This window comes from Cellulomonas sp. IC4_254 (assembly GCF_011603975.1).
Classification (GTDB): domain Bacteria; phylum Actinomycetota; class Actinomycetes; order Actinomycetales; family Cellulomonadaceae; genus Cellulomonas.
Genome location: NZ_JAANNB010000024.1, coordinates 1 through 21,661, shown reverse-complemented (window position 1 = coordinate 21,661; position 21,661 = coordinate 1). Strand labels below are relative to the sequence as shown.

21 protein-coding genes and 1 riboswitch are annotated in these 21,661 nt (G+C 74.9%); of the genes, 19 read left to right on the top strand and 2 right to left on the bottom strand.

Annotated features, from left to right (window positions below; genetic code table 11):
• The first annotated feature begins 195 nt into the window (after positions 1 to 195).
• From chvE to G6556_RS04345, 15 genes are all read left to right on the top strand, one after another.
• Positions 196 to 1,338: a multiple monosaccharide ABC transporter substrate-binding protein gene (chvE, locus tag G6556_RS04415; RefSeq protein WP_166938941.1), complete on the top strand. Its 1,143-nt coding sequence runs from the start codon at positions 196 to 198 to the stop codon at positions 1,336 to 1,338.
• Positions 1,338 to 2,978, top strand: a complete 1,641-nt coding sequence (locus G6556_RS04410; protein ID WP_166938939.1) for a methyl-accepting chemotaxis protein — start codon at positions 1,338 to 1,340, stop codon at positions 2,976 to 2,978. The genes chvE and G6556_RS04410 overlap by 1 nt, the downstream gene beginning before the upstream one ends.
• 103 nt (positions 2,979 to 3,081) lie before the next feature.
• On the top strand, positions 3,082 to 4,299 hold the full coding sequence (gene cheB / locus G6556_RS04405) for a chemotaxis-specific protein-glutamate methyltransferase CheB (protein ID WP_166938938.1): 1,218 nt from the start codon (positions 3,082 to 3,084) through the stop codon (positions 4,297 to 4,299).
• Entirely contained in the window at positions 4,296 to 5,318 is a 1,023-nt protein-coding gene (locus tag G6556_RS04400; protein ID WP_205693019.1) for a protein-glutamate O-methyltransferase CheR, read from the top strand. Before cheB ends, G6556_RS04400 begins: the two co-directional genes overlap by 4 nt.
• Positions 5,315 to 5,698 carry a response regulator gene (locus G6556_RS04395; protein WP_166938936.1) on the top strand — a complete coding sequence of 128 codons (384 nt, stop codon included), beginning with the start codon at positions 5,315 to 5,317 and terminating at the stop codon, positions 5,696 to 5,698. Before G6556_RS04400 ends, G6556_RS04395 begins: the two co-directional genes overlap by 4 nt.
• A complete protein-coding gene (locus tag G6556_RS04390; RefSeq protein ID WP_166938934.1) occupies positions 5,695 to 6,150 on the top strand; it encodes a chemotaxis protein CheX in 456 nt (151 codons plus the stop codon). Before G6556_RS04395 ends, G6556_RS04390 begins: the two co-directional genes overlap by 4 nt.
• Positions 6,151 to 6,217: 67 nt before the next feature.
• The gene (locus tag G6556_RS04385; protein WP_166938951.1) at positions 6,218 to 6,580 is read left to right on the top strand and encodes a response regulator; all 363 of its coding nucleotides are present in this window, start codon (positions 6,218 to 6,220) and stop codon (positions 6,578 to 6,580) included.
• The gene (locus tag G6556_RS04380; RefSeq protein WP_166938932.1) at positions 6,577 to 7,065 is read left to right on the top strand and encodes a hypothetical protein; all 489 of its coding nucleotides are present in this window, start codon (positions 6,577 to 6,579) and stop codon (positions 7,063 to 7,065) included. The genes G6556_RS04385 and G6556_RS04380 overlap by 4 nt, the downstream gene beginning before the upstream one ends.
• 123 nt (positions 7,066 to 7,188) lie before the next feature.
• A complete protein-coding gene (locus G6556_RS04375) occupies positions 7,189 to 8,673 on the top strand; it encodes an NCS2 family permease (protein ID WP_166938931.1) in 1,485 nt (494 codons plus the stop codon).
• Between the two features lie 126 nt (positions 8,674 to 8,799).
• Positions 8,800 to 10,125, top strand: a complete 1,326-nt coding sequence (locus tag G6556_RS04370) for a UDP-glucose/GDP-mannose dehydrogenase family protein (RefSeq protein ID WP_166938929.1) — start codon at positions 8,800 to 8,802, stop codon at positions 10,123 to 10,125.
• 197 nt (positions 10,126 to 10,322) lie between these two features.
• On the top strand, positions 10,323 to 11,237 hold the full coding sequence (locus tag G6556_RS04365) for a DUF559 domain-containing protein (RefSeq protein WP_166938927.1): 915 nt from the start codon (positions 10,323 to 10,325) through the stop codon (positions 11,235 to 11,237).
• Between the two features lie 100 nt (positions 11,238 to 11,337).
• Positions 11,338 to 11,766: a MarR family transcriptional regulator gene (locus G6556_RS04360; RefSeq protein WP_166938925.1), complete on the top strand. Its 429-nt coding sequence runs from the start codon at positions 11,338 to 11,340 to the stop codon at positions 11,764 to 11,766.
• A 10-nt stretch (positions 11,767 to 11,776) separates the two neighbouring features.
• Positions 11,777 to 13,099: an MFS transporter gene (locus G6556_RS04355; protein WP_166938924.1), complete on the top strand. Its 1,323-nt coding sequence runs from the start codon at positions 11,777 to 11,779 to the stop codon at positions 13,097 to 13,099.
• Positions 13,100 to 13,193: 94 nt separating this feature from the next.
• Entirely contained in the window at positions 13,194 to 14,972 is a 1,779-nt protein-coding gene (locus G6556_RS04350; protein WP_166938922.1) for a DUF4012 domain-containing protein, read from the top strand.
• Between the two features lie 292 nt (positions 14,973 to 15,264).
• Entirely contained in the window at positions 15,265 to 16,032 is a 768-nt protein-coding gene (locus G6556_RS04345) for a peptidase (protein WP_166938920.1), read from the top strand.
• A 56-nt stretch (positions 16,033 to 16,088) separates the two neighbouring features.
• Here G6556_RS04345 and serC read toward each other — a convergent pair whose 3' ends face one another.
• Positions 16,089 to 17,231: a phosphoserine transaminase gene (gene serC / locus G6556_RS04340; RefSeq protein ID WP_346774718.1), complete on the bottom strand. Its 1,143-nt coding sequence runs from the start codon at positions 17,229 to 17,231 to the stop codon at positions 16,089 to 16,091.
• An 88-nt stretch (positions 17,232 to 17,319) separates the two neighbouring features.
• Between serC and G6556_RS04335 the strand changes: the two genes are divergently transcribed.
• From G6556_RS04335 to G6556_RS04320, 4 genes are all read left to right on the top strand, one after another.
• Positions 17,320 to 18,018, top strand: a complete 699-nt coding sequence (locus tag G6556_RS04335; RefSeq protein WP_166938918.1) for a metal-dependent transcriptional regulator — start codon at positions 17,320 to 17,322, stop codon at positions 18,016 to 18,018.
• Between the two features lie 234 nt (positions 18,019 to 18,252).
• Positions 18,253 to 18,421, top strand: a riboswitch (cyclic di-AMP (ydaO/yuaA leader).
• A gap of 2 nt (positions 18,422 to 18,423) precedes the next feature.
• Positions 18,424 to 19,215, top strand: a complete 792-nt coding sequence (locus tag G6556_RS04330) for a C40 family peptidase (protein WP_166938917.1) — start codon at positions 18,424 to 18,426, stop codon at positions 19,213 to 19,215.
• 232 nt (positions 19,216 to 19,447) lie between these two features.
• Complete coding sequence (locus tag G6556_RS04325) at positions 19,448 to 19,957, top strand: HNH endonuclease (RefSeq protein WP_346774717.1); 510 nt, start codon at positions 19,448 to 19,450, stop codon at positions 19,955 to 19,957.
• Between the two features lie 123 nt (positions 19,958 to 20,080).
• Positions 20,081 to 21,052: a universal stress protein gene (locus G6556_RS04320; RefSeq protein ID WP_166938913.1), complete on the top strand. Its 972-nt coding sequence runs from the start codon at positions 20,081 to 20,083 to the stop codon at positions 21,050 to 21,052.
• Positions 21,053 to 21,135: 83 nt separating this feature from the next.
• Here G6556_RS04320 and G6556_RS04315 read toward each other — a convergent pair whose 3' ends face one another.
• Entirely contained in the window at positions 21,136 to 21,612 is a 477-nt protein-coding gene (locus G6556_RS04315; protein ID WP_147795577.1) for an Lrp/AsnC family transcriptional regulator, read from the bottom strand.
• Positions 21,613 to 21,661: the final 49 nt, after the last annotated feature.

Below are 21,661 nucleotides of genomic sequence, written 5' to 3'. Positions count from 1 at the left end.
GAGTACCCGCGGGGTACTCGCTCGACGTGTCGCGTACCCCCTCGCGGTCGGGCGCCGCCCGGGCCAGCCGCCCGCGGCGGGCGTGTTCACCCGGCGTTCACCCCGGGGGAGCGCTCACATCCCCGTGATCCCGGTCGATCCAGGGGGCACGGCGGCGACAGGGAGCGTCCCGCCGGACCGGACGAGGGAGTCGAGATGAGGCACGGGAAGCGTCGCCGTGCGGGGAATGCGCTCGCCGCGTCCCTCGCGCTGGCGGCGGTGGTGACGGTCGCGGGCTGCGGGTCCGGCGACGCCGGCGCGGCCGCGGAGGCGGACGCCGGCAGCGCGGACGGCCGCCCGCTGGTCGGGGTGGCCATGCCCACCACGACCTCCGAGCGGTGGATCGCGGACGGCGAGAACGTCCAGGACCAGCTGCAGGCGCTGGGCTACGACGTGGACCTGGAGTACGCCGAGAACGACGTGCCCACCCAGGTCCAGCAGCTCGAGGACATGATCGCCGCCGGCGCCGACGCGCTGGTGATCGGCTCCATCGACGGTGTCGCCCTCAAGGACGTGCTGGCGGAGGCGGCCGCGGCGGACATCCCCGTGATCGCCTACGACCGGCTGATCCGCGAGTCGCCCGACGTGGCGTACTACGCCACCTTCGACAACGCGCGGGTCGGCGTCCTGCAGGCCACGCAGCTGCTGCAGGGCCTCGGCGTGCTGGACGCGGGCGGCGAGCCCACCGGCGCGACCGGCCCCTACAACGTGGAGCTGTTCGCCGGGTCGACCGACGACAACAACGCGAGCGTGTTCTACAGCGGCGCGATGCAGGTGCTCCAGCCGTACCTCGACTCCGGGGTGCTGGTCGTGCCGTCCGGCGAGACCGGCTTCGAGACGATCGCCACCGCCGCGTGGGACCCGAAGAACGCCACCGCCCGGATGCAGACCCTGCTCCCGCGGTACGCGGACAAGCGGCTGGACGGCGTGCTGTCGCCCTACGACGGCATCTCCATCGCGATCCTCGACGCCGTCAAGGGCATCGGCTACGGCTCGGAGTCCCAGCCGCTGCCGGTGGTGACCGGGCAGGACGCCGAGCTGGCCTCCGCCAAGTCGATCGCGGCGGGCGAGCAGTACGGCACCGTCTACAAGGACACCCGCCAGCTCGCGGAGGTCGCCGTCTCGATGGTGCGCGCCCTGCTGGACGGCGCCGAGCCCGAGACCAACGACAACGCCTCGTACGACAACGGCGTGAAGGTCGTGCCGTCGTACCTGCTGGCGCCGCAGGTGGTCACGAGCCAGAACTACCGCCAGGTCCTCGTGGACGGCGGCTACTACACGCCGGAGGAGCTGGGCTGATGCGCACCACCGACCACACCCCGGCCGGCACCCCGGCCGCGACCCGGCGCAGCCGCGCCTCCTGGTTCTGGGACCGCCCGATCGCGCTGAAGATCTCCGTCTCGCTGCTGGTGCTGGGCGGCACGTTCGCCCTCGTCGGCGGCGTCGGCGCCGTGGCGCTCTACCGCGCCGGCCAGCACCTGGAGGAGATGTCCGGCCTGACCGGCGACCTGCAGTCGGCGATGTCCGAGCTGCGCACCGCGCAGACCCGCAGCCACCTGCTCGTGCACCGCGCGGCGGAGGCGACCGACGAGTCCGTGCGGGCCCAGCTGCTCGAGTCCTCCGCGTGGAACGACCGCGACGTCGCCGCGCAGATCGACGCCATCGCCGCCTACCCGCAGTCCGACACCCGGCAGTGGGCGGACTTCGTGACCCGCTGGGACGCCTGGACCGCCTACCGCGACGGCACGCTGCTGCCGTTCGTGCAGGCGGGCGACCTGACCGGGCTGCGCACCGCGCTCGGCGCCGACGCGTCGGCCGACCCCGACTGGGCGGGCCGCGCGCTCGCGCTGGCCCAGGGCCAGGTCGACGCGCAGGTGGACCAGATCCTCGCCGACAGCCGCGCGGAGGTGGACCGCACGATCGTCGCGCTGCTCGGCGCGTTCGTCGTCGGCGCCGCCCTGTCCGGCCTGCTGGCGGTGCTGGTCATCCGCCGGATCACCCGGGCCGTGCGCAGCGTGCAGGGCTCGCTCGAGGCGATGGCCGAGGGCGACCTGACCGTCCCCGCGGAGGTGCCCTGGCGGGACGAGACCGGCCGGATGGCCGAGGCGCTCGACCAGGCGCAGGAGTCGCTGCGCACGACGCTGGCGGGCGTGGTGGACGCGGCCGGCTCGGTCGAGACCACCGCCGCCAGCCTCACCGCGTCGAACGGCGACGTGGTCGCGGGCTCGCAGGAGACGTCCGCCCAGGCGGGCGTCGTCGCCGCGGCGGCCGAGCAGGTGTCCCGCAACGTGCAGGCGGTCGCCGCCGGCGCCGAGCAGATGGGCGCCAGCATCCGGGAGATCGCGCAGAACGCCTCGCACGCCGCCAAGGTGGCGAGCCAGGCGACCGACGTCGCGGCCGCGACCAACGACCAGGTGGCGCGCCTCGGTGTGTCCAGCCAGGAGATCGGCAACGTCGTCAAGGTCATCACGAGCATCGCCGAGCAGACGAACCTGCTGGCGCTGAACGCGACGATCGAGGCGGCCCGGGCGGGGGAGGCCGGCAAGGGCTTCGCCGTCGTCGCCGGCGAGGTCAAGGAGCTCGCGCAGGAGACCGCCAAGGCCACGGAGGACATCGCCCGCCGGGTCGAGGCCATCCAGAACGACACCACGGCGGCCGTCACGGCCATCGGGGAGATCTCCCAGATCATCGCGTCGATCAACGACTACCAGCTCACCATCGCGTCCGCGGTGGAGGAGCAGACGGCGACCACGAACGAGATGTCCCGGTCCGTCCAGGAGGCCGCCACGGGCTCGGGTGAGATCGCCACGAACATCACCGGCGTGGCGGGCGCCGCGGCGCGCTCCGCGGACGTCCTGGGCGGGGTGTCCTCGCAGGTCAGGGACCTCGCGTCCCTGTCCGCCGACCTGCACGAACGGGTCGCGCGTTTCACCTACTGACGGCGCCCACCGGGCCGCCCCGGCGGCTCAGGAACCGGCCGCACCGACCGATCAGAACCACGAACCCGGCCGGTGCGGCCGGTCCGCATGTGAGGGGAACTTCGTGACCAGGATCCGTGTGCTGGTGGTCGACGACTCGGTCGTCGTCCGCCGGCTGGTGACGGACTCGCTCTCGCGCGACCCCGACATCGAGGTGGTGGGCTTCGCCTCCAACGGGCGCATCTCGCTCGCGAAGGTCGAGCAGCTGGCCCCCGACCTCGTCACCATGGACATCGAGATGCCGGAGATGAACGGCATCGAGGCGGTGCGCGCGCTGCGCCGCAACCGGCACACCATGCCGATCATCATGTTCTCCACGCTCACCGAGCGCGGCGCGTCCGCCACCCTGGACGCCCTCGTCGCCGGCGCGACGGACTACGTGACCAAGCCGGCGAACGTCGGCAGCGTCCAGGAGTCGCTGGACCGGGTCGCGAGCGAGCTCATCCCCAAGATCAAGGCGCTCGTGCCGCACCGTCCCGGTGCCGCCGGGGCGCTCCCGCCCGTCGCCGGCGCCCCGGGCACCGCGGGCGGCGTGGCACCGGCCGGGGCGGTCGCGCCCCGCGCCCGGATCGGCGCCGGCGCCCCCGCGGGCCCGGCCCCGGTGGCCTCGTCGGCCCACGCCCGCCGCCCGGTCGTCACCCGCCCGGCCCCCGCGCCGCACCCGGTCAGCGCCGTCATCATCGGCTCCTCGACCGGGGGCCCGGAGGCGCTGTCCAAGGTGATCGGCGCGCTGTCCGCCCCGCCGTCCGTCCCCGTGCTCGTCGTGCAGCACATGCCGCCGGTGTTCACCCGGCAGCTCGCCGCGCGGCTCGACCGGCTCGGCCCGGCCACCGTCGTGGAGGCCGCCGACGGCGACCTGCTCCGGCCCGGCACCGTCTACATCGCCCCCGGCGACCACCACCTCGAGCTCAGCCGGTCCGCGGGCCAGCTCCGCGTCAAGCTGACCGACGGCCCGCCGGTGAACTTCTGCCGCCCCGCCGTCGACGTGCTGTTCCGGTCCGCGGTGCGCGAGCTCGGCGGGCAGCTGCTCGCCCTCGTGCTCACCGGCATGGGCGCGGACGGCCGCACCGGCTGCGAGGACGTCGTCGGGGCCGGCGGCACCGTCGTGGTGCAGGACGAGCCGACCAGCGTCGTGTGGGGCATGCCCGGGGCGGTCGCCACCGCCGGGTTCGCCCACCGCGTGCTCCCCCTGGGCGAGGTCGCCCCCACCCTCGAGTCCGTGCTGGCCCGCGCCGGCTCCGGACGCCCCGCAGCAGCAGCCCCGATCGGAGGTCGGCCATGAGCCTGACCCAGGACACCTTCGCCTTCGTCGCCGACGTCGTGCGACGGCGCAGCGCCATCCAGCTGGAGGCCGGCAAGGAGTACCTCGTGGAGAGCCGGCTGCTGCCGCTCGCCCGCGAGGGCGGCCACGCCGGCGTCGACGCCTACGTCCGCGAGGTGCGCGCCGCGCGCCGCGAGTCGGACCTCGCGGAGATCGTGGAGGCGCTCACCACCAACGAGACCTCGTGGTTCCGGGACAACACCCCGTTCAGCGCGCTCCGGACGCACATCGTCCCGGGCCTGCGCGCCGAGCGGACCGTCCTCGACGGCCTGCGGGTCTGGTCGGCCGCCTGCTCCACCGGGCAGGAGCCGTACTCCATCGCCATGACGCTGACCGACGTGCTCGGCCCGGGCGCCCGGTTCGACATCACCGCGACCGACCTGTCCGACCAGGTGCTCGCCCAGGCCCGGTCCGGCCGGTACTCCCAGCTCGAGGTCAACCGCGGCCTGCCCGCGCCGATGATGGTCCGCTGGTTCCAGCGCAACGGCCACGACTGGCAGATCGCCGACGAGCTGCGCCGCACGATCACGTTCACCAAGCACAACCTGCTCGACCCGGCGCCCGTGGGGCCGTTCGACATCGTGTTCCTGCGCAACGTGCTCATCTACTTCGACCTCGAGACCAAGCGCTCGATCCTCGGCCGGGTGCACCGCGCCCTGCGCCCGGGCGGGTACCTGGTCCTCGGCGCCGCGGAGACCACCATCGGCGTCGACGGCGACTGGGAGCGGGTGCCCGTCGAGCGCGGGTCCGTGTACCGCCCGGTGCAGGCCGGCGCCGTGCCGGCCCCGCGCCAGGCGCCCGGCACGCTCGCGGGTGCCTTCACCGGCGCCACCCCCGCGGTCCCGGCGACGGCACCCCGCGTGCCCGCCGCCGCCCCCACGTCCACCTGGCCGGTCCAGCCGCGACCCGCCACCACCACCCTGCCCACCGCGCCGCGGCGGCCCGCCGGACCGGCATTCGAACAAGGAGTGACGCGATGAGAGCACTGGTCATCGACGACTCGCGGACGATGCGACGCATCGTCGCGGGCGCCCTGGAGAACCTGGGGTTCAGCACCGTCCAGGCCGGGGACGGCCAGCAGGCCCTCGACCTGCTCGAGTCCGGCGAGGAGGTCGACCTGGCCTGCATCGACTGGAACATGCCGGTGATGGACGGCCTCACCTTCGTCACCAAGGTCCGGGCCAACCCGGCCTGGCGCAGCATCACGCTGATGATGGTCACCACCGAGAGCGAGCACGGCCAGATCGTGCGCGCCCTCGCCGCGGGCGCCCACGAGTACCTGATCAAGCCGTTCACCACCGATGCCATCCGCGACAAGCTCGACCTGCTCGGGCTCGTCCCCGCCGAGGAGCCCGTATGACCGCCGCCGCCGTGGAGCAGGACCAGGTCTTCGCGATCGCCGAGGAGGTGTTCGCGGCCATGATCGACGGTGAGCCCGGCTACCTCCGCCCCTGGGAGGGCGAGGTGCCCGCACCCGCCGAGCCGCTGGCCGCCTGGGTCGACGTGCACGGCGAGCTCGCCGGGCGCGCCGCCGTCACCACCGACGTCCCCACCGCGCACGAGCTGACCCGCGCCCTGCTGGGCATGGGCGCCGACGAGCCGGTCGGCCCCGAGGACCTGCAGGACGCGTTCGGCGAGGTCGCCAACGTCGTCGGCGGCAACATCAAGGCGCTGCTCCCCACCCAGGGCACCCTCGGGCTGCCCCAGGTCGAGTCGGCGCTCCCCGCGGCCCCCGCCGGGTCGCTCACGCACGAGCTGCGCCTCGACTGGCGCGGCCGTCCCCTCGTCGTCGTGGTGTCGCTGTTCCAGTGACCCCCGGCTCCACCCAGACCCCCGCGACCACCGTCGCGGGACCCGCCACCGAAGGGAAGTGACGAGCATGATCCGCGTGCTCATCGCCGACGACAGCCGGGTGATGCGGCAGATCGTGATCCGCACGCTGCGCCAGGCCGGCTACGACTGGGACGTCCGCGAGGCGTCCGACGGCCAGGAGGCCCTCGAGGCCGTGCGGGCCGACGAGCCCGACGTCATCCTGTCCGACTGGAACATGCCGAACCTCACCGGCATCGAGCTGCTGCGCGCCCTGCGCGCCGAGGGCTTCGGCACCCCGCTGGGGTTCGTGACCTCGGAGGGCTCCGAGGAGATGCGGACCACGGCCGACGAGGCCGGTGCGCTGTTCCTCATCGCCAAGCCGTTCACCGCCGACACCTTCCGCGAGGCGATCGACCCGGTGCTCGCATGAGCGACGCCACGCCGCTGCCCGCGGCCATGGAGGTGCGCGAGCACTGGGAGGGCCTGGTCGGGCGGGACATCACCGTCACGACCGGCGGCCCGATGGTCGACCCCGTGCTCAACGGCGGGGCGCTCGTCGGCGTCTACGTCGACAAGCTGATGAAGCTGTCCGCGCTCGTGCTGTTCGACCTGCCGCTCGCCGCCCACCTGGGCGCGTCGATCGCGCTGGTCCCGGCCCGCACCGCGCAGACCGCCGTCGAGGAGGAGCAGCTGCCCTCGGCCCTCGCCGAGAACGCCGGCGAGATCCTCAACGTCACCGCCGCGCTGTTCAACGTGGGCGACGCCCCGCACCTCAAGCTGGACCGGTGGTACGCCCCGCGCGAGCCCCTGCCGGCCGACGTGGCGCAGTGGGTGCTCGCGTACGTGCGCCGGCTCGACCTGGAGGTCGAGGTGTCCGGCTACGGGTCGGGCACGGCGTCGGTGCTGGTCATCTGAGGAGTCCCGCACGTCGCGGCCCGGTCGCCCCTCGCGGGGTGGCCGGGCCGTCGTGTTTCGGGCCGGTGAACGCTTCCCGGACACCCGCGACCGGGCCCTCACCCTTCCGCCATACTTCCCCCCATGTCCACCACCTCCCCGCGGGCGACCGCTCCGGCGTCCGCCGCGCCGAAGAACGCGGTCGACCGGTTCTTCAAGATCTCCGAGCGCGGGTCGACCATCGGCACCGAGATCCGCGGCGGTCTCGTCACCTTCTTCACGATGAGCTACATCATCGTGCTGAACCCGCTCATCCTCGGGACCGTCCAGGACGGCTCCGGGAACTTCCTCGGCGGCGGGTCCGAGCCGAACATCCCGATGATCGCGGCGACCACCGCCCTGGTCGCGGGGGTCATGTCGATCCTCATGGGCGTCGTCGCGAACTTCCCGCTGGCGCTCGCGGCCGGTCTCGGCCTGAACGCCGTCGTCGCCTACTCCATCGCCTCGCTGCCCGACATGACCTGGGCCGACGCCATGGGCATCGTGGTGCTCGAGGGCCTCATCATCCTGGTGCTGGTGCTGACCGGGTTCCGCGAGGCCGTGTTCCGCGCGGTCCCGATGGAGCTCAAGACCGCGATCAGCGTCGGCATCGGCCTGTTCATCGCGTTCATCGGCCTGTTCGACGCCGGCTTCGTGCGCATCCCGTTCAGCCAGGCGACGCCGGTCGAGCTCGGCATCGGCGGGTCGCTCGGGTCCTGGCCGCTGCTGGTGTTCGTCGTCGGCCTGTTCCTCGCGATCATCCTCATGGCCCGCAAGGTGCACGGCGCGATCCTCATCGCCATCGCCACGTCCACCGTGCTGGCGATCGTCGTGGAGGCCGTGGGCAACCTCGGCGAGCGCTCCGCGGACAACCCGGACGGCTGGTCGCTGGCCGTCCCGGCCGTGCCGGACTCCGTGGTCGCCGCGCCGGACTTCTCGCTGCTCGGCCAGTTCTCGCTGTTCGGCTCGATCGAGAAGATCGGGATCGTCGCGGTGATCCTGCTGGTGTTCTCGGTGATGATCGCCGACTTCTTCGACACGATGGGCACGATGGTCGCCGTCGGCGGCGAGGCCGGCCTGCTCGACAAGGAGGGCAACCCGCCCCGCACCCGGCAGATCCTGGTCGTCGACTCGATCGCCGCGGCCGCGGGTGGTGCCGCCTCGGTGTCGTCGAACACCTCCTACGTCGAGTCCGCCGCGGGCGTCGGCGACGGCGCGCGCACCGGCCTCGCGTCGGTCACCACCGGCGTCGCGTTCCTGCTCGCGACCTTCCTCGCCCCGCTGGTCGGCATGGTGCCGTTCGAGGCGGCCACCCCGGCGTTGGTCGTCGTCGGCTTCCTCATGGTCATGCAGGTCTCCGGCATCGACTGGAAGAACTTCGAGGTCGCCGTCCCGGCGTTCCTCACGATCGTGCTGATGCCGTTCTCGTACTCGATCACGGTCGGCATCGGCGCGGGCGTCATCTCGTTCGTCGTGCTGAAGCTGGCGCTCGGCAAGGTCCGCAAGGTGCACCCCCTCATGTGGGTCGCCGCGGCGCTGTTCGTCGTGTACTTCCTCATCGGCCCGATCAAGTCCTGGCTGGGCGTCTGACCAGCCACGTCGCCCGCTGACCACGCCCGCCCGGACCCCGCGTCCGGGCGGGCGTCGTCGTCGGGCGGGCGCGGACCGGCGCCGCTATGTTCGAGCGGTCCGAGCGCGACCGCCGAAGGGTTCTGCATGCACGTCTCCGTCATCGGCTGCGGCTACCTGGGCGCGGTGCACGCCGCGAGCATGGCGAAGCTGGGGCACACCGTCGTCGGGGTCGACGTGGACGCGGCGAAGGTCGCGCTGCTCGCCTCGGGCACCGCGCCGTTCTACGAGCCCGGGCTGCCCGAGCTGCTGCGGGAGGTCGGCGGCGACGGTCGGCTGACGTTCGGCACCGACATGGCGGCCGTCGCCGGCGCGGCGGTGCACTTCCTGTGCGTCGGCACCCCGCAGAAGCACGGCGAGTTCCGCGCGGACCTCACGCACGTCGAGGACGCGTTCGCCGCGCTGCTGCCGCACCTGCGCCCGGGCGACCTCGTCGTCGGCAAGTCGACCGTGCCCGTCGGGACCGCCGAGGCGCTGGCCGAGCGGCTGGACGGCACCGGCGCGACGCTGGTGTGGAACCCGGAGTTCCTCCGTGAGGGCCTCGCCGTGCAGGACACGCTGCACCCCGACCGGCTGGTCTACGGCGTGCCCACCGACGACGACGGCGTCCCGACCGCCGACGGCGACCGCGCCCACCGCGTCCTCGACGAGGTGTACGCCGCGCCGCTCGCCGACGGCACCCCGCTCGTGATCACCGACTACGCGACCGCCCAGCTGGTCAAGGTCGCCGCGAACAGCTTCCTCGCCACCAAGATCTCGTTCATCAACGCGATGGCCGAGCTCTGCGAGGCGACCGGCGCCGACGTCACCCGCCTCGCGGACGCCATCGGCTACGACGACCGGATCGGCCGCCGGTTCCTCAACGCGGGGCTCGGGTTCGGCGGCGGCTGCCTGCCCAAGGACATCCGCGCGTTCATGGCGCGCGCCGGCGAGCTCGGCGTCGACCAGGCGCTGTCGTTCCTCCGGGAGGTCGACGCGATCAACATGCGCCGCCGGGTGCGGATGGTGGATCTCGCGCGCGAGGTGTGCGGCGGGTCGATCGTCGGCCGGCGGATCGCGGTGCTGGGCGCGGCGTTCAAGCCCGACTCCGACGACATCCGGGACTCCCCGGCGCTGTCGGTCGCGGCCCAGATGCAGCTCCAGGGCGCGCAGGTCGTGGTGACCGACCCGCAGGCCGTCGAGAACGCCCGCCAGGCCTGGCCCGGCCTCACGTTCGCCGCGACGGCGCAGGAGGCGGTGGTCGGCGCCGACGTCGTGCTGCTCGCGACGGAGTGGCAGGAGTACCGCGACCTGGACCCGGCCGCGGTGGGTGCCCTGGTCGCCCGCCGCGCGGTCCTGGACGGCCGCAACGTCCTCGACCCGCGCGCCTGGCGCCGCGCCGGCTGGACCTACCGCGCCCTGGGCCGCCCGTAACCCGTCCGCCGATCCCGCCGAGCGGGCACTCGATGTCCCCTCGGCGGGCGCTGAGGGGACATCTGCTGCCCGCTCGGCGGGGCGCGGCGCGGAGCGGGGCGCGGCGCGGAGCGCGGCACGCAGGGCGGCACGGGTGGTCCACAGGGTGGTGGGGGCTCGGGCACTCTGCGGCGGATCGAGGGGCGAGGCTGCGGCGCATGTCCAAGGCTCCGGCTTCCCTTCCCGTCACGCTCGCCCGCTCCCCGTTCAGCACGCGGGAGGCGGCACGGGCCGGGCTCACCCCGGGCCGGCTGCGCGCCGCGGACCTGTCGTCCCCGCACCGCGGCGTCCGGGTCCCGGGAGCGCTGCCGCAGGACCTCCCCGGGCGGTGCCGGGCGGTCCTGCCGGTGCTCCCCGAGGGTGCGCGGTTCGGGCACGTGACCGCGCTCGGGCTCGTCGGCGTCGACCCCCCGTGGAGCCTCGCCGATGACGACCGGCTGCACGTCGAGGTCAGCACCGCCGGGCGTCCGCGGATCCGGGGCGTCGTCGCGCACCGGCACGGGGGCCCGGTCCCGGTCGTCGACGTCGGGGGCCTCCCGGTCCTCGCCCCGGCCGTCGCGTGGACCCGGCTGGCCGCGAGCGTCGGGCACGTGGAGCTGGTCGTCCTCGCTGACGCGCTGTGCCGTCGCCGTGACCCGGTGACCTCCCCGGAGCGTCTCGCGGCGGTGGTCGAGGCGCTGCCCGCCGGGACCCGCGGGGTGCGCCGGCTGCGCGCCGCGGTCGCGGACTGCCGGGCCGGCACCGACTCGAACATGGAGACGCGGGCGCGCCTCGCGCTCGCGTCCGTCGGCATCGAGTGCGAGGTGAACCGGCCGGTGCTCGACGCGGACGGTCGCTTCGTCGCGATGCCCGACCTGTCCGACCGCCGGCACCGGGTGGCCGTCGAGTACGACGGCGACGTGCACCGGACGGACAAGCGCACGTGGCGCAGGGACGTCGCGCGCAAGCAGGCGATGGAGGCCGCGGGCTGGCGGGTCGTCACGATCACGGCCGACGACGTCCTGCGTGGCAACGACCGCTGGCTGTCCTGGGTCCGCGCCGCCCAGCGCTCCCAGACCCCGATCGGCCAGTAGATGTCCCCTCGAGCCGCTCCCAGGGGACAGGTAGTGCCCACTCGGCGGACGTGCGTGCGTGCGGTTTTGTTAGCGAAGGTAATGACGTAGGGTAACGGTCATGAACCTCGCGCCCACCACCGAGCTCGCGGGGGAGCTGCGGGTCGCGCTGGCCAAGAGCTCCCGGCGCATCCGGTCCCGGCGCGGGAGCGCCGACCTGCCGGACCCGCAGTTCAACGTGCTGGCGATCCTGCTGCGCGAGGGGCCGCTGAGCCCCGGCGCGCTCGCGGACGCCGAGCACGTGCAGCCGCCCTCCATGACGCGCACGGTGAACGCGCTGGTGGAGCTGGGGTTCGTGCAGAAGTCCGAGCACCCGACCGACGGGCGCCAGGTCGTCGTGAGCCTGACCGAGCCGGGGGAGGCCGAGGTCCGCGAGACCCGCCGCCGCCGCGACGCGTGGCTCGCCGCCCAGCTCGACACCCTGACCGACGACGAACGCCGGACCCTCGCGCAGGCCGCCGTGCTGCTGCGCCGGATCGCGGCGGGATGAGGCCGCCCGCATGAACTCGACGTTCGCGTCGCTCCGCTACTTCAACTACCGGCTGTGGTTCGCCGGCGCGCTGGTCGCGAACGTCGGCACCTGGATGCAGCGGGTCGCCCAGGACTGGCTCGTCCTGACCGACCTGTCCGACGACTCCGGCCTCGCGGTCGGCATCACGACGGCCCTGCAGTTCGCGCCGACGCTGCTGCTGTCCGCGTGGGCCGGCGTGCTGGCCGACCGGGTCAACCGCCGCAAGCTGCTGATGTTCACGCAGGGCGCCCAGGGCGTGCTGGCGTTCGGGCTCGGCGCGCTGGTGCTGTCCGGGCACGCGCAGCTCTGGCACGTGTACGTGTTCGCGCTGGCGCTCGGTGCGGTCGCGGCGCTGGACCAGCCGGTGCGGCAGACGTTCGTCGCGGAGCTGGTGCCCGCGAAGAAGCTGTCCAACGCGGTCGGCCTGAACAGCACGTCGTTCAACGCGGCGCGGCTCATCGGCCCGGGCGTCGCGGGGCTGGCGATCGCGGCGGTCGGCACCGGGTGGGTGTTCGTCATCAACGGGGTGTCGTTCGCGGCGACGATCCTCGCGCTGCTGCTGATGCGGACCGACGAGCTGCACACGATGCCGGTGGCCCCCCGCGCCAAGGGCCAGATCCGGGAGGGCGTCCGGTACGTGCGCGGGCGCAGCGACATCCTCGTGATCATGGCGGTGATCGGCGTGGTGTCGACGTTCGGCCTGAACTTCCAGATGACCAGCGCGCTGATGGCCCGGGCGGAGTTCGGCAAGGGCGCGGGGGAGTACGGCATCCTCGGCTCCGTGCTGGCGATCGGGTCGCTGGCGGGCGCGCTGCTGGCGGCCCGGCGCGAGCGGCCGCGGGTGCGACTGGTGATCGGCGCGGCGTTCGGGTTCGGGGTGGCGACCGGCGTGCAGGCGCTGATGCCGACCTACGTGTCGTACGCGGTCGCGTGCATCCCGGTCGGTCTGGCGTCGCTGACGATGATGACGGCGGCGAACACGACCATCCAGATGTCGACCGACCCCGTGGTGCGCGGACGGGTGATGTCGCTCTACATGATCGTCATGCTCGGCGCGACGCCGATCGGGTCGCCGATCGTCGGGTGGATCGGCGAGCAGTTCGGTCCGCGGTGGGCCATCGGCATCGGCTCGATCACGGCGCTGATGGTGTCGGTCGCGGCGGCGCTGTGGGCGCGGAAGCACTGGCGGGTGCAGGTGCGCTACCGGTTCCTGAGCCGCCCGCACCTGGAGGTGCTGCACCCCGAGGTCCCGGCTCCGCGCCGGGCCGTCGACCAGGTCGCCGCGCGCGAGGCGGCCGACGCGGCGCTGTAGCCACCGCCCGCGGGCGCCCCGCGGCACCCGTCTCGAGCGGGTGAACCCGCGCCCGCCCCCTTGCCCGATTTGTCCGATATGTGACGATCGACGGATGGCAGTCCGACGGCGGGTGCTCATCGCGGTGGCGGTGCTGCTCGCGGGCGGGCTCCTGCTGGGCGGCTGGCTGGCGGTCCGGGTCTACCAGGCGGGCACGGCCCTGCGGGACCTGCGGGCCACGGCGGACGGCGCCCGGGCGGAGACCGACGCGCTCGACCTGCCCGCGCTCGAGTCCCGGCTGCCCGGTGCGCAGGACGCCGCGGCCCGCGCCGCCGACGCCGTGGACGACCCGGTGTGGCGGCTCGCCGAGCGCCTGCCGCTGATCGGTGACGACCTGCGGGCGGTGGCCGTCGTGGCGACCGCCGCCGACCGGCTCGCCCACGACGCCGCGCCCGACCTGCTGACCGCGCTCGGTGCGGTCGTCGACGGACCGCCGACGGCGCGGGCCGTGCCCGCCGGCTGGGTCGACCTGGCCCCGGTCTCCGACGCCGCCCCGGCCGCCGCCCGGGCCGCGACCGTGGTCGACGGCCTGCGCGCCGACCTCGCGACCATCGACCCGGACCGGCTCGTCGGCCCCGTCGCCGGGCCGGTCGCGCAGCTGCGGGGTGCGCTGGACGGCGCGGCCACCTCCCTGGCGGCGGTGGGGGAGGTCGCGGCGGTGCTGCCCGACCTGCTCGGCGCCGACGGCCCGCGCACCTACCTGCTGCTGTCGCTCAACCCGGCGGAGCTGCGCGCGCAGGGCGGCATCGTCGGCGCGGTCGCGGTGCTCCAGGTCGCCGACGGCGCGGTCGGGCTCGTCGGCCAGCGGAGCACGGTCGACCTGCCGGAGCTCGCCGCGCCCGCGCTGCCGCTGTCGGAGGCCGAGACCGCGCTGTACGGCGACCGGCCGGGCCGCTGGGTGCAGGACTCCGTGCTCGTCCCCGACTTCCCGCGGGCCGCCGCGCTGGCCGCCGCGTTCTGGCAGCAGTCGACCGGGCAGGTGGTCGACGGCGTGCTCGCCACCGACCCGGTCGTGGTGGCCGACCTGCTGTCGGCGACCGGCCGCACGGTGCAGGCCGACGGCGCGGAGCTCGGTGGCGACACGCTGCTGCAGGCGCTGCTCCGGGACGCGTACCTCGCCTACGGGGACCCGCGCTGGGGCGACGCCTTCTACGCGCAGGTCGCGACGGCGGCGTTCGCGGTGCTGCGGGACGCGGCCGCCGACCCGGCGACGGCGCGGGTGGCCGGGCAGGCCCTGCTCGACGCGGTCGAGGACCGCCGGGTGGCCCTGTGGACCGCCGACCCGGCCCAGCAGGCGGTGCTCGCGCGGACCCCGCTGGGCGGCGCCTTCCTCACCGGCGACGCCGTGACGCCCACCGGCCGGGTGGGCGGGGCGCTCGGCGTGTTCCTCGACGACGCCACCGCGGGCAAGCTCGACTACGACCTCGCGGCGACCGTGACCGTGACGATGCAGGGCTGCGGCACCGACGACCCCACGGCGCGGGTGGACCTGGCGCTCGACTACCGGCCGCCGGCGGACGTGGCGGGGTACCCGGCGCAGGTGCTGGGCGACGGCCGCTCGGGCGTGCCGGCGGGGTGGCTGGCGACCAACGTGTCGTTCTGGTCCCCGCGCGACGGCCGGGTCGGTCCGGTGGCGCGGGACGGGGTGGTCGTCGGCGGCCAGCAGGGGTCCGCCGCGCGGCGGGACGTGGCCGTGCTGACGTCGCGGCTCGCGCCCGGGACCGCCGAGACCTACACCGTCACCGTGCCCGCGCCGGCGGGGGCGCTGACCGTGTGGACGACCCCGACGCTCACCGGCCCGGGGGTCGTCACCGGGGAGTGCCCGGCCGGCTGACCCGTGCGGGGGACCGGCCGTGGCGGCCCCGTCGCCCGGCGGCGTGATTTCACCCGCCGTCGCCGCGGGGTCCCGGCGGACCGGTCAACCGGCGCCCGTGCAGGTCAGGCGGGCCGGGTGCCGGTCGAGACGCCCCTGACGCCCGGACAACCGCGTGATGACGCGGAAGTTCCGCCCTCGCTGGCCGCGCGCCCCCGCTCTGAGCGCGCCTACCATGACCGAAATGTCCGATTTGTACGAATCGGGCCTGAGTCCGGCAACGACGCCGGGCGCCCGGTCCTGGGGAGAGCACATGGCACACCGGCGACGCATCCTGATCGGCCTGGTCGCGGCGGCGGTCGCCGTCCTCGGCCCGGTCGCCCCGGCGCTGGCGGCGCCGGTGACCCCCGTCGTGGCGGCACCCGCCGCCCCGGCACCCGCGGTCCCGATCGGCGACTGCGAGAACCCGGACCCGGCGGTCCCGGCCGAGGGGTATGCCCCGCCGACCCGGTGCGAGCTCGGCATCGCCCGTGCGGAGGCGGTCTGCCTCGCGTCCGCGCCCGCCCTGTCCTACGCGGTCGCGCCCGTCGGGACCACCAGCAGCACCGTGACGATCACCTGGCACAACCCCGGCGGCGAGGACCTGGTGCAGTCCGGGCTCCCGCTGAGCGGCCAGGTGTACTGGCCCGGGACGGTGGTGGTGGACGGCGTGGTCACCGACTGGCCGGGGTGGACGCAGCTGCCCGACGGGTCGTGGACCGAGCACGACGCCTACGACTACACGCGGCCGCAGGTCGAGGTGACCTTCGAGGTCAACCCGAGCGCCACGACGGTCGTGTCCTACCCGCCCGCGTCGGCGGTGTGCGCGAATCCGCCGCAGTCGCAGGTGGCGGGGGTCGTCGTGACCTCCGACGTGCTCGCGGCGCCGGAGGAGGCGTCGGCCGACGTGCAGGCGGCCTCGGCGGTCCTCGCGGTCACCGGCGCGAACGCCACGCCGCTGCTCGTGGGCGCCGGGCTCCTGCTGCTGGTCGGCGGGGTGCTCGTCGCGGTCCCGGCCCGCCGTCGGCACCACGCGGGCTGACGCCGGACGACGGAGGGTGCCGGGGACCGGGCCCCGGCACCCTCCGTCGCGCCGCGTCAGACCAGCCGGTCGACGACGTGGTCGAGGCAGGCGGTGAGCGCCAGCACGTCGTCCGGCTCGACGGCCGGGAACATCGCGACCCGCAGCTGGTTCCGCCCGAGCTTGCGGTACGGCTCGACGTCGACGATCCCGTGCGCCCGCAGGATCTTCGCGACCGTCGGCGCCTCGATCTCCGGGGCCAGGTCGATGGTGCCGACGACGGGCGACCGCTGCTCCGGGTCGGCGACGAACGGCGACGCCCAGTCCCGCGCCTCGGCCCAGCCGTACAGGTGGCCGGCGGACGTGGCGGTGCGCTCGGCGCACCAGGCGAGGCCGCCGTTCGCCAGCATCCAGTCGACCTGCTCGGCCAGCAGCACGAGCGTCGCGATGGCGGGGGTGTTGAGCGTCTGGTCCGCGCGGGAGTTCTGCACGGCCGTCGTCAGCGACAGGAACTCCGGCACCCAGCGGCCCGACGACTCGACGCGCGCGGCGCGCTCGACGGCCGCGGGGGACAGCACCGCGAGCCAGAGGCCGCCGTCGGAGGCGAACGACTTCTGCGGCGCGAAGTAGTAGGCGTCGGTCTGCGACACGTCGACCGCCAGCCCGCCGGCGCCCGACGTCGCGTCGACGAGGACCAGCGCGCCCTGGTCGGCCGACCCGGGCACCCGGCGCACGGGGGCGACCGCGCCGGTCGAGGTCTCGTTGTGCGGCCAGGCGTAGGCGTCGACGCCGTCGGCGAGCGCGGGCACGGCGGACGTCCCCGGGGCGACCGAGGTCAGCACCGGCTCGTCCAGGAACGGCGCGCGCGCCGCCGCGGCGGCGAACTTCGACCCGAACTCCCCGAACACCGCGTGCGCGGACCGGCGCTCCACGAGGCAGAGCGTCGCGAGGTCCCAGAACGCGGTCGACCCGCCGTTGCCGAGCGCGACCTCGTACCCCTCGGGCAGCGCGAACAGCTCGCCGAGCCCGGCGCGGACCCGGCCGACGAGGTGCTTCACCGGCGGCTGGCGGTGCGAGGTGCCCAGCAGGGTGCGCCCCGCGGCGGACAGGGCGCGCACCTGGGCGTCGCGGACCTTGGCGGGGCCGGAGCCGAACCGCCCGTCGGCGGGCAGCAGGTGGTCCGGGATGGTCACGGCGGGCGGCGGCGTGGGCGCGGTCACGCGCCGCACGATACCCACGCACGTCCGCGCGCGGCCGGAGCCGACTAGCCTGTGGACGGACGTCCGCGCACGACAGGAGGGCACCGGCGTGAGTGACCTGATCGACACGACCGAGATGTATCTGAAGACGATCTACGAGCTCACCGAGGAGGGCATCACCCCGCTGCGCGCCCGCATCGCCGAGCGCCTCGGGCACAGCGGCCCCACGGTCTCGCAGACCGTCGCCCGGATGGAGCGCGACGGGCTCCTGGTCGTGTCGGGCGACCGGCACCTCGAGCTGACCGAGACGGGGCAGGGCAAGGCGATGCGCGTCATGCGCAAGCACCGGCTCGCCGAGCGGCTGCTGACCGACGTGATCGGGCTCGACTGGGAGTACGTGCACGAGGAGGCGTGCCGCTGGGAGCACGTCATGAGCGAGCGCGTGGAGCGGCGCCTGGCCGGCCTGCTCGACCACCCGCACTTCGACCCGTACGGCAACCCGATCCCCGGGCTCGACGAGATCGGCGAGGAGCGCACCCCGGTCGGCTTCCTCGACGGGGTCGCGCCGGTCGTCGCGGTCGCCGTCGAGAGCGGCGGCTCGACCAAGGGCGTCGTGGCCCGGATCGGCGAGCCGATCCAGACCGACGTCGAGCTGCTGGCGCGGCTCTCCCTGGCCGGCGTCCGGCCCGGGAACGAGATCGCGGTGGAGAAGAACGGCAACACCGTGACCGTCGGCGCCCCGGGCGCCGAGACCGTCCTGGACCTGCCGCAGGAAGTCGCGCGGCACGTGTTCCTCCGCACCTCCTGAGCGACGTCCCGGGCGACGTCCCCGAGGGCCCCGCGGGCTGTGGCGCACGCCACGCGCGGGGCCCTCGTGCGTCGGTGACCTGCTGGGCGATGTGAGCGTTCTCGCGGACCGGGAAACAGTCCGTGACCGGAACGTGACAATCGGCTCGGGCGTCCGGTACGGTCGGTCCTGCTCGTCGGAACCCTCCTCCGGTCGAGCCCTTGGACGGTACGCCGAGCCCTGCCGCCGCCCGAGGTTCCGTACACACTTCGCCGGCAGGGGCGGGGGAACCACATGCGGGCACCGGAGACGGTGTCCTTGGGGTGAAGCCGCGTGACGCGACCGGGTGACCGGGAGCGGATCGCGGCCGGGTATCTCCGACCCGAACCCGACAGCTCACCTCGTAGGCGCCAGGAGAGGCTGTACGTGACCGCTAGTGCTGTGCGCGCTCGACACCGTTCCGCGCGTCGCCCCGTCACCCCCCTGACCGATCTCGCCACCGCCGCCACGGGCACCCTCGCCCTGGCCGGTCGCCGCACCGCCGTCGTCGCGGCCACCACGGGGCTCATGGTCTCCGCGGTCGCCGTCCCGGCCGCCAACGCCGCGACCACCTCCGGCGACCAGGCCGCGCTGCCGTCGGTCGACACCGCCGCCCTGACGGCCTCGGCGAAGACGGTCCTCGAGACCGCGCCGGTCGTCACGGCCCCCGCGGACGCCGCGTGGTCCTTCGAGACGCCGGCCGTCACGGCCGTCGTCCCCGAGCCGGAGCCCGAGCCCGAGCCGGAGCCGGTCGTCACGACCTCCCGGTCCGCGCAGCGCGCCGCCACGGCCGAGACCGCCACGGCCGCGACCGAGGTCGCCGCCGCAGCGGTGCCGCAGTCGGTTGCCGGCAACGCCGTGCTCGAGGTCGCCGCCCGCTACGTGGGCGTCCCGTACGTCTCCGGCGGCACCACCCCGGCCGGCTTCGACTGCTCCGGCTTCGTGTCCTACGTCTACGCGCAGCTCGGCATCTCCCTGCCGCGCACGTCGTCCGCCATCAAGGCGGCCGGCACCGTGATCTCCGCCGCCGAGGCCCAGCCCGGCGACCTGATCTGGACCCCCGGGCACATCTCGATCTACGCCGGCGGCGACCAGCAGATCGACTCGCCCCGCCCGGGCAAGACGATCCAGTTCCGCAGCATCTGGCAGAGCAACCCGACGTTCATCCGCGTCGGCTGACCGCTCCGCAGCCTCTCCCGACCCGACCCCCACGGCCCGCGCGGCCGTGGGGGTCGCGTCGTCCCCCGGGGGTGCCCCGGCGGCACCGGGCGGGCCCGGCCCGGACGGCGGCCTGTGATCTGCGGCACAAAGAATGCGGTCACCGGGCCCAGGTGCGCGTACCCTGCTCTTGCTTGCCTCCCCCAGCGGGCCCGCCAGCCAGGCGGGTCCCCGAGGACCCAGGAGTGACGCCGTGCTGCTGCTGCCCGCCCCGCCCAGGACGCTGCTCCTGAACGCCAGCCTCGAACCGCTCTGCGTCGTCGCGCTGCCCCGCGCGGTGACCCTGGTGATGTCCGGCAAGGCCACCGTGCTGGAGTCCGACGGCCGCGTGCTGCACTCCGAGCACGTCGTGGTGCCCCTCCCGGTCGTGCTGTCGCTGACCCGGTACGTGCACGTGCCGATGCGTCGCCCGCTGCCGCCGACCCGCCGGACGGTGCTGCAGCGCGACGACCACCGGTGCGCGTACTGCGGCTCGCACGCGGACACCGTCGACCACGTGCACCCGCGCTCGCGCGGCGGCCGGCACGAGTGGGGCAACGTCGTCGCGGCGTGCCGCCGGTGCAACCACCGCAAGGCCGACCACCTGCTCCATGAGATCGGCTGGGAGCTGTCCTGGACGCCGTCCGCCCCCCGGGGTGCGACGGCGTTCCTGCACGGGGCGGCGGTCGACGAGCCGGCCTGGTCGCCCTACCTGGCCGCCTGACCCGGCGCCAGGCCTTCGTCGCCCAAGACTCCGTCAAGTCCTCGCCACGCCGGACCCCACGGCGAGTGCGGAACGGGCATGATCAGGGGCACACTGGGAGGTGCACCGGAGGAGGTCGTGGCGATGAAGCGGGACGCGGAGATCCTGGTCGGCGTGGACGGGTCGGCGGCGAGCATGCACGCCCTCGACTGGGCCGCGGCGGAGGCCCGGACGCGGGGCCGGACGCTGCACGTCGTGTGCTCGTACACGCTGCCGTCGTTCACGGCGGCGTCGCTCGACGGCGGGTACGCCGCCCTCGACGACACCGCCATCCAGCAGGGCGCGCGCGCCGTGCTGTCCGAGGCGCGGCAGCGCGCGCAGACGCCGGGGCTCGAGGTCGTCACGACCGTCGCGACCGGCGACGCCGCGGCCGTGCTCGTCGAGATGTCCCGGGACGCGTCGCTCGCCGTCGTCGGCACCCGCGGCAAGGGCGGGTTCGCGGACCGGCTGCTCGGCACCGTGTCCTCGACGCTGCCCGCGCACGCGTACTGCCCGACCGTGGTGGTCCCGCTGCGCGACCAGCGCCGCGGCGGCGTCGTGCCGGCCGACGAGTCGACCCCGGTCGTCCGCCCCGTGCGCCGGATGATCGTGGGCGTCGACGGCAGCCCCCAGTCCGACCTCGCGCTGCGGCACGCGATCGACGAGGCCGAGGCCTGGGGCGCCGAGCTCACCGCCGTCGCCGGGGTCCCCGTGGGCAGCGGGTCCGGCGTCATGGCCTGGCTCCCGGCCACCATCGACCAGACCCAGGTGCTCGCCGACGTCACCGAGGGCCTCAACGTGGTCGTGGACCGCGCGCTCGCCGACCGGCCCGGGACGACCGTGAAGCGGGTGGTGCTCGACGGCACCGGCGCCGAGCTGCTCACCGAGTTCTCGACGGCGACCGACCTCATCGTGGTCGGCTCGCGCGGGCGCGGCGGGTTCGCCGGGCTGCTGCTCGGGTCCACCAGCCAGGCGGTGCTGCACCACGCCGCGTGCCCGGTGATGGTCGTGACGAACCGGTGCCAGGAGCGGATGGCCGCCGCGGGCGGCGGGTCGGCGGAGCAGGCCGCGGGCTGACCCGAGTCCGGGCGGGGGTGGCGCGGGGTCGGCCCCGGGCGGCCCCGGGTCGGCCTCGGCCGCCCGCATCGGCCTTGGGCCGGTCAGGCCGGGGGCGGCGGGACGTCCGGGCGGCGCACGAGGGCCGACAGGACGATGGTCGACCGCGTGCGCGCGACGAACGGCTCGGCCGCCAGCCGCTCGACGACCTGCTCGAGGTGCCGCATGTCCCGGGCGCGCACCTGGACGACCAGGTCGACGTCCCCGGTGACGGTGCTCGCCGCCACGACCTCGGGGTAGCGCTCGACGCCCGCGCGCATCGTGGCCGGACTGGTCGAGCCGTGGCAGAACAGCTCGATGAACGCCTCCGTCTCCCAGCCCAGCGCGGCCGGGTCGAGCAGCACCGTGAAGCCGCGGACGACGCCGCGCTCGCGCAGCCGGTCGACGCGCCGCTTCACCGCGGGCGCGGACAGGGCGACGACGTGACCGATGTCGGCGTAGGACGCGCGCGCGTCGACGGCGAGCTCGCGCAGGATCGCCTCGTCGATGGGGTCGAGGTCGCCGGGACGCGTGGGGGGCACGGGGCCATCCTCGCGCACCCGGGCCGCGCGGGCCGCGCCGGGCCGTGCG

What these genes read in the sequence shown, in the direction of transcription:
- chvE (WP_166938941.1), top strand. Translation starts at nt 196, where the DNA reads ATGAGGCACGGGAAGCGTCGCCGTGCGGGGAATGCGCTCGCCGCGTCC.
- G6556_RS04410 (WP_166938939.1), top strand. Translation starts at nt 1,338, where the DNA reads ATGCGCACCACCGACCACACCCCGGCCGGCACCCCGGCCGCGACCCGG.
- G6556_RS04400 (WP_205693019.1), top strand. Translation starts at nt 4,296, where the DNA reads ATGAGCCTGACCCAGGACACCTTCGCCTTCGTCGCCGACGTCGTGCGA.
- G6556_RS04395 (WP_166938936.1), top strand. Translation starts at nt 5,315, where the DNA reads ATGAGAGCACTGGTCATCGACGACTCGCGGACGATGCGACGCATCGTC.
- G6556_RS04390 (WP_166938934.1), top strand. Translation starts at nt 5,695, where the DNA reads ATGACCGCCGCCGCCGTGGAGCAGGACCAGGTCTTCGCGATCGCCGAG.
- G6556_RS04385 (WP_166938951.1), top strand. Translation starts at nt 6,218, where the DNA reads ATGATCCGCGTGCTCATCGCCGACGACAGCCGGGTGATGCGGCAGATC.
- G6556_RS04380 (WP_166938932.1), top strand. Translation starts at nt 6,577, where the DNA reads ATGAGCGACGCCACGCCGCTGCCCGCGGCCATGGAGGTGCGCGAGCAC.
- G6556_RS04375 (WP_166938931.1), top strand. Translation starts at nt 7,189, where the DNA reads ATGTCCACCACCTCCCCGCGGGCGACCGCTCCGGCGTCCGCCGCGCCG.
- G6556_RS04370 (WP_166938929.1), top strand. Translation starts at nt 8,800, where the DNA reads ATGCACGTCTCCGTCATCGGCTGCGGCTACCTGGGCGCGGTGCACGCC.
- G6556_RS04365 (WP_166938927.1), top strand. Translation starts at nt 10,323, where the DNA reads ATGTCCAAGGCTCCGGCTTCCCTTCCCGTCACGCTCGCCCGCTCCCCG.
- G6556_RS04360 (WP_166938925.1), top strand. Translation starts at nt 11,338, where the DNA reads ATGAACCTCGCGCCCACCACCGAGCTCGCGGGGGAGCTGCGGGTCGCG.
- G6556_RS04355 (WP_166938924.1), top strand. Translation starts at nt 11,777, where the DNA reads ATGAACTCGACGTTCGCGTCGCTCCGCTACTTCAACTACCGGCTGTGG.
- G6556_RS04350 (WP_166938922.1), top strand. Translation starts at nt 13,194, where the DNA reads ATGGCAGTCCGACGGCGGGTGCTCATCGCGGTGGCGGTGCTGCTCGCG.
- G6556_RS04345 (WP_166938920.1), top strand. Translation starts at nt 15,265, where the DNA reads ATGGCACACCGGCGACGCATCCTGATCGGCCTGGTCGCGGCGGCGGTC.
- G6556_RS04320 (WP_166938913.1), top strand. Translation starts at nt 20,081, where the DNA reads ATGAAGCGGGACGCGGAGATCCTGGTCGGCGTGGACGGGTCGGCGGCG.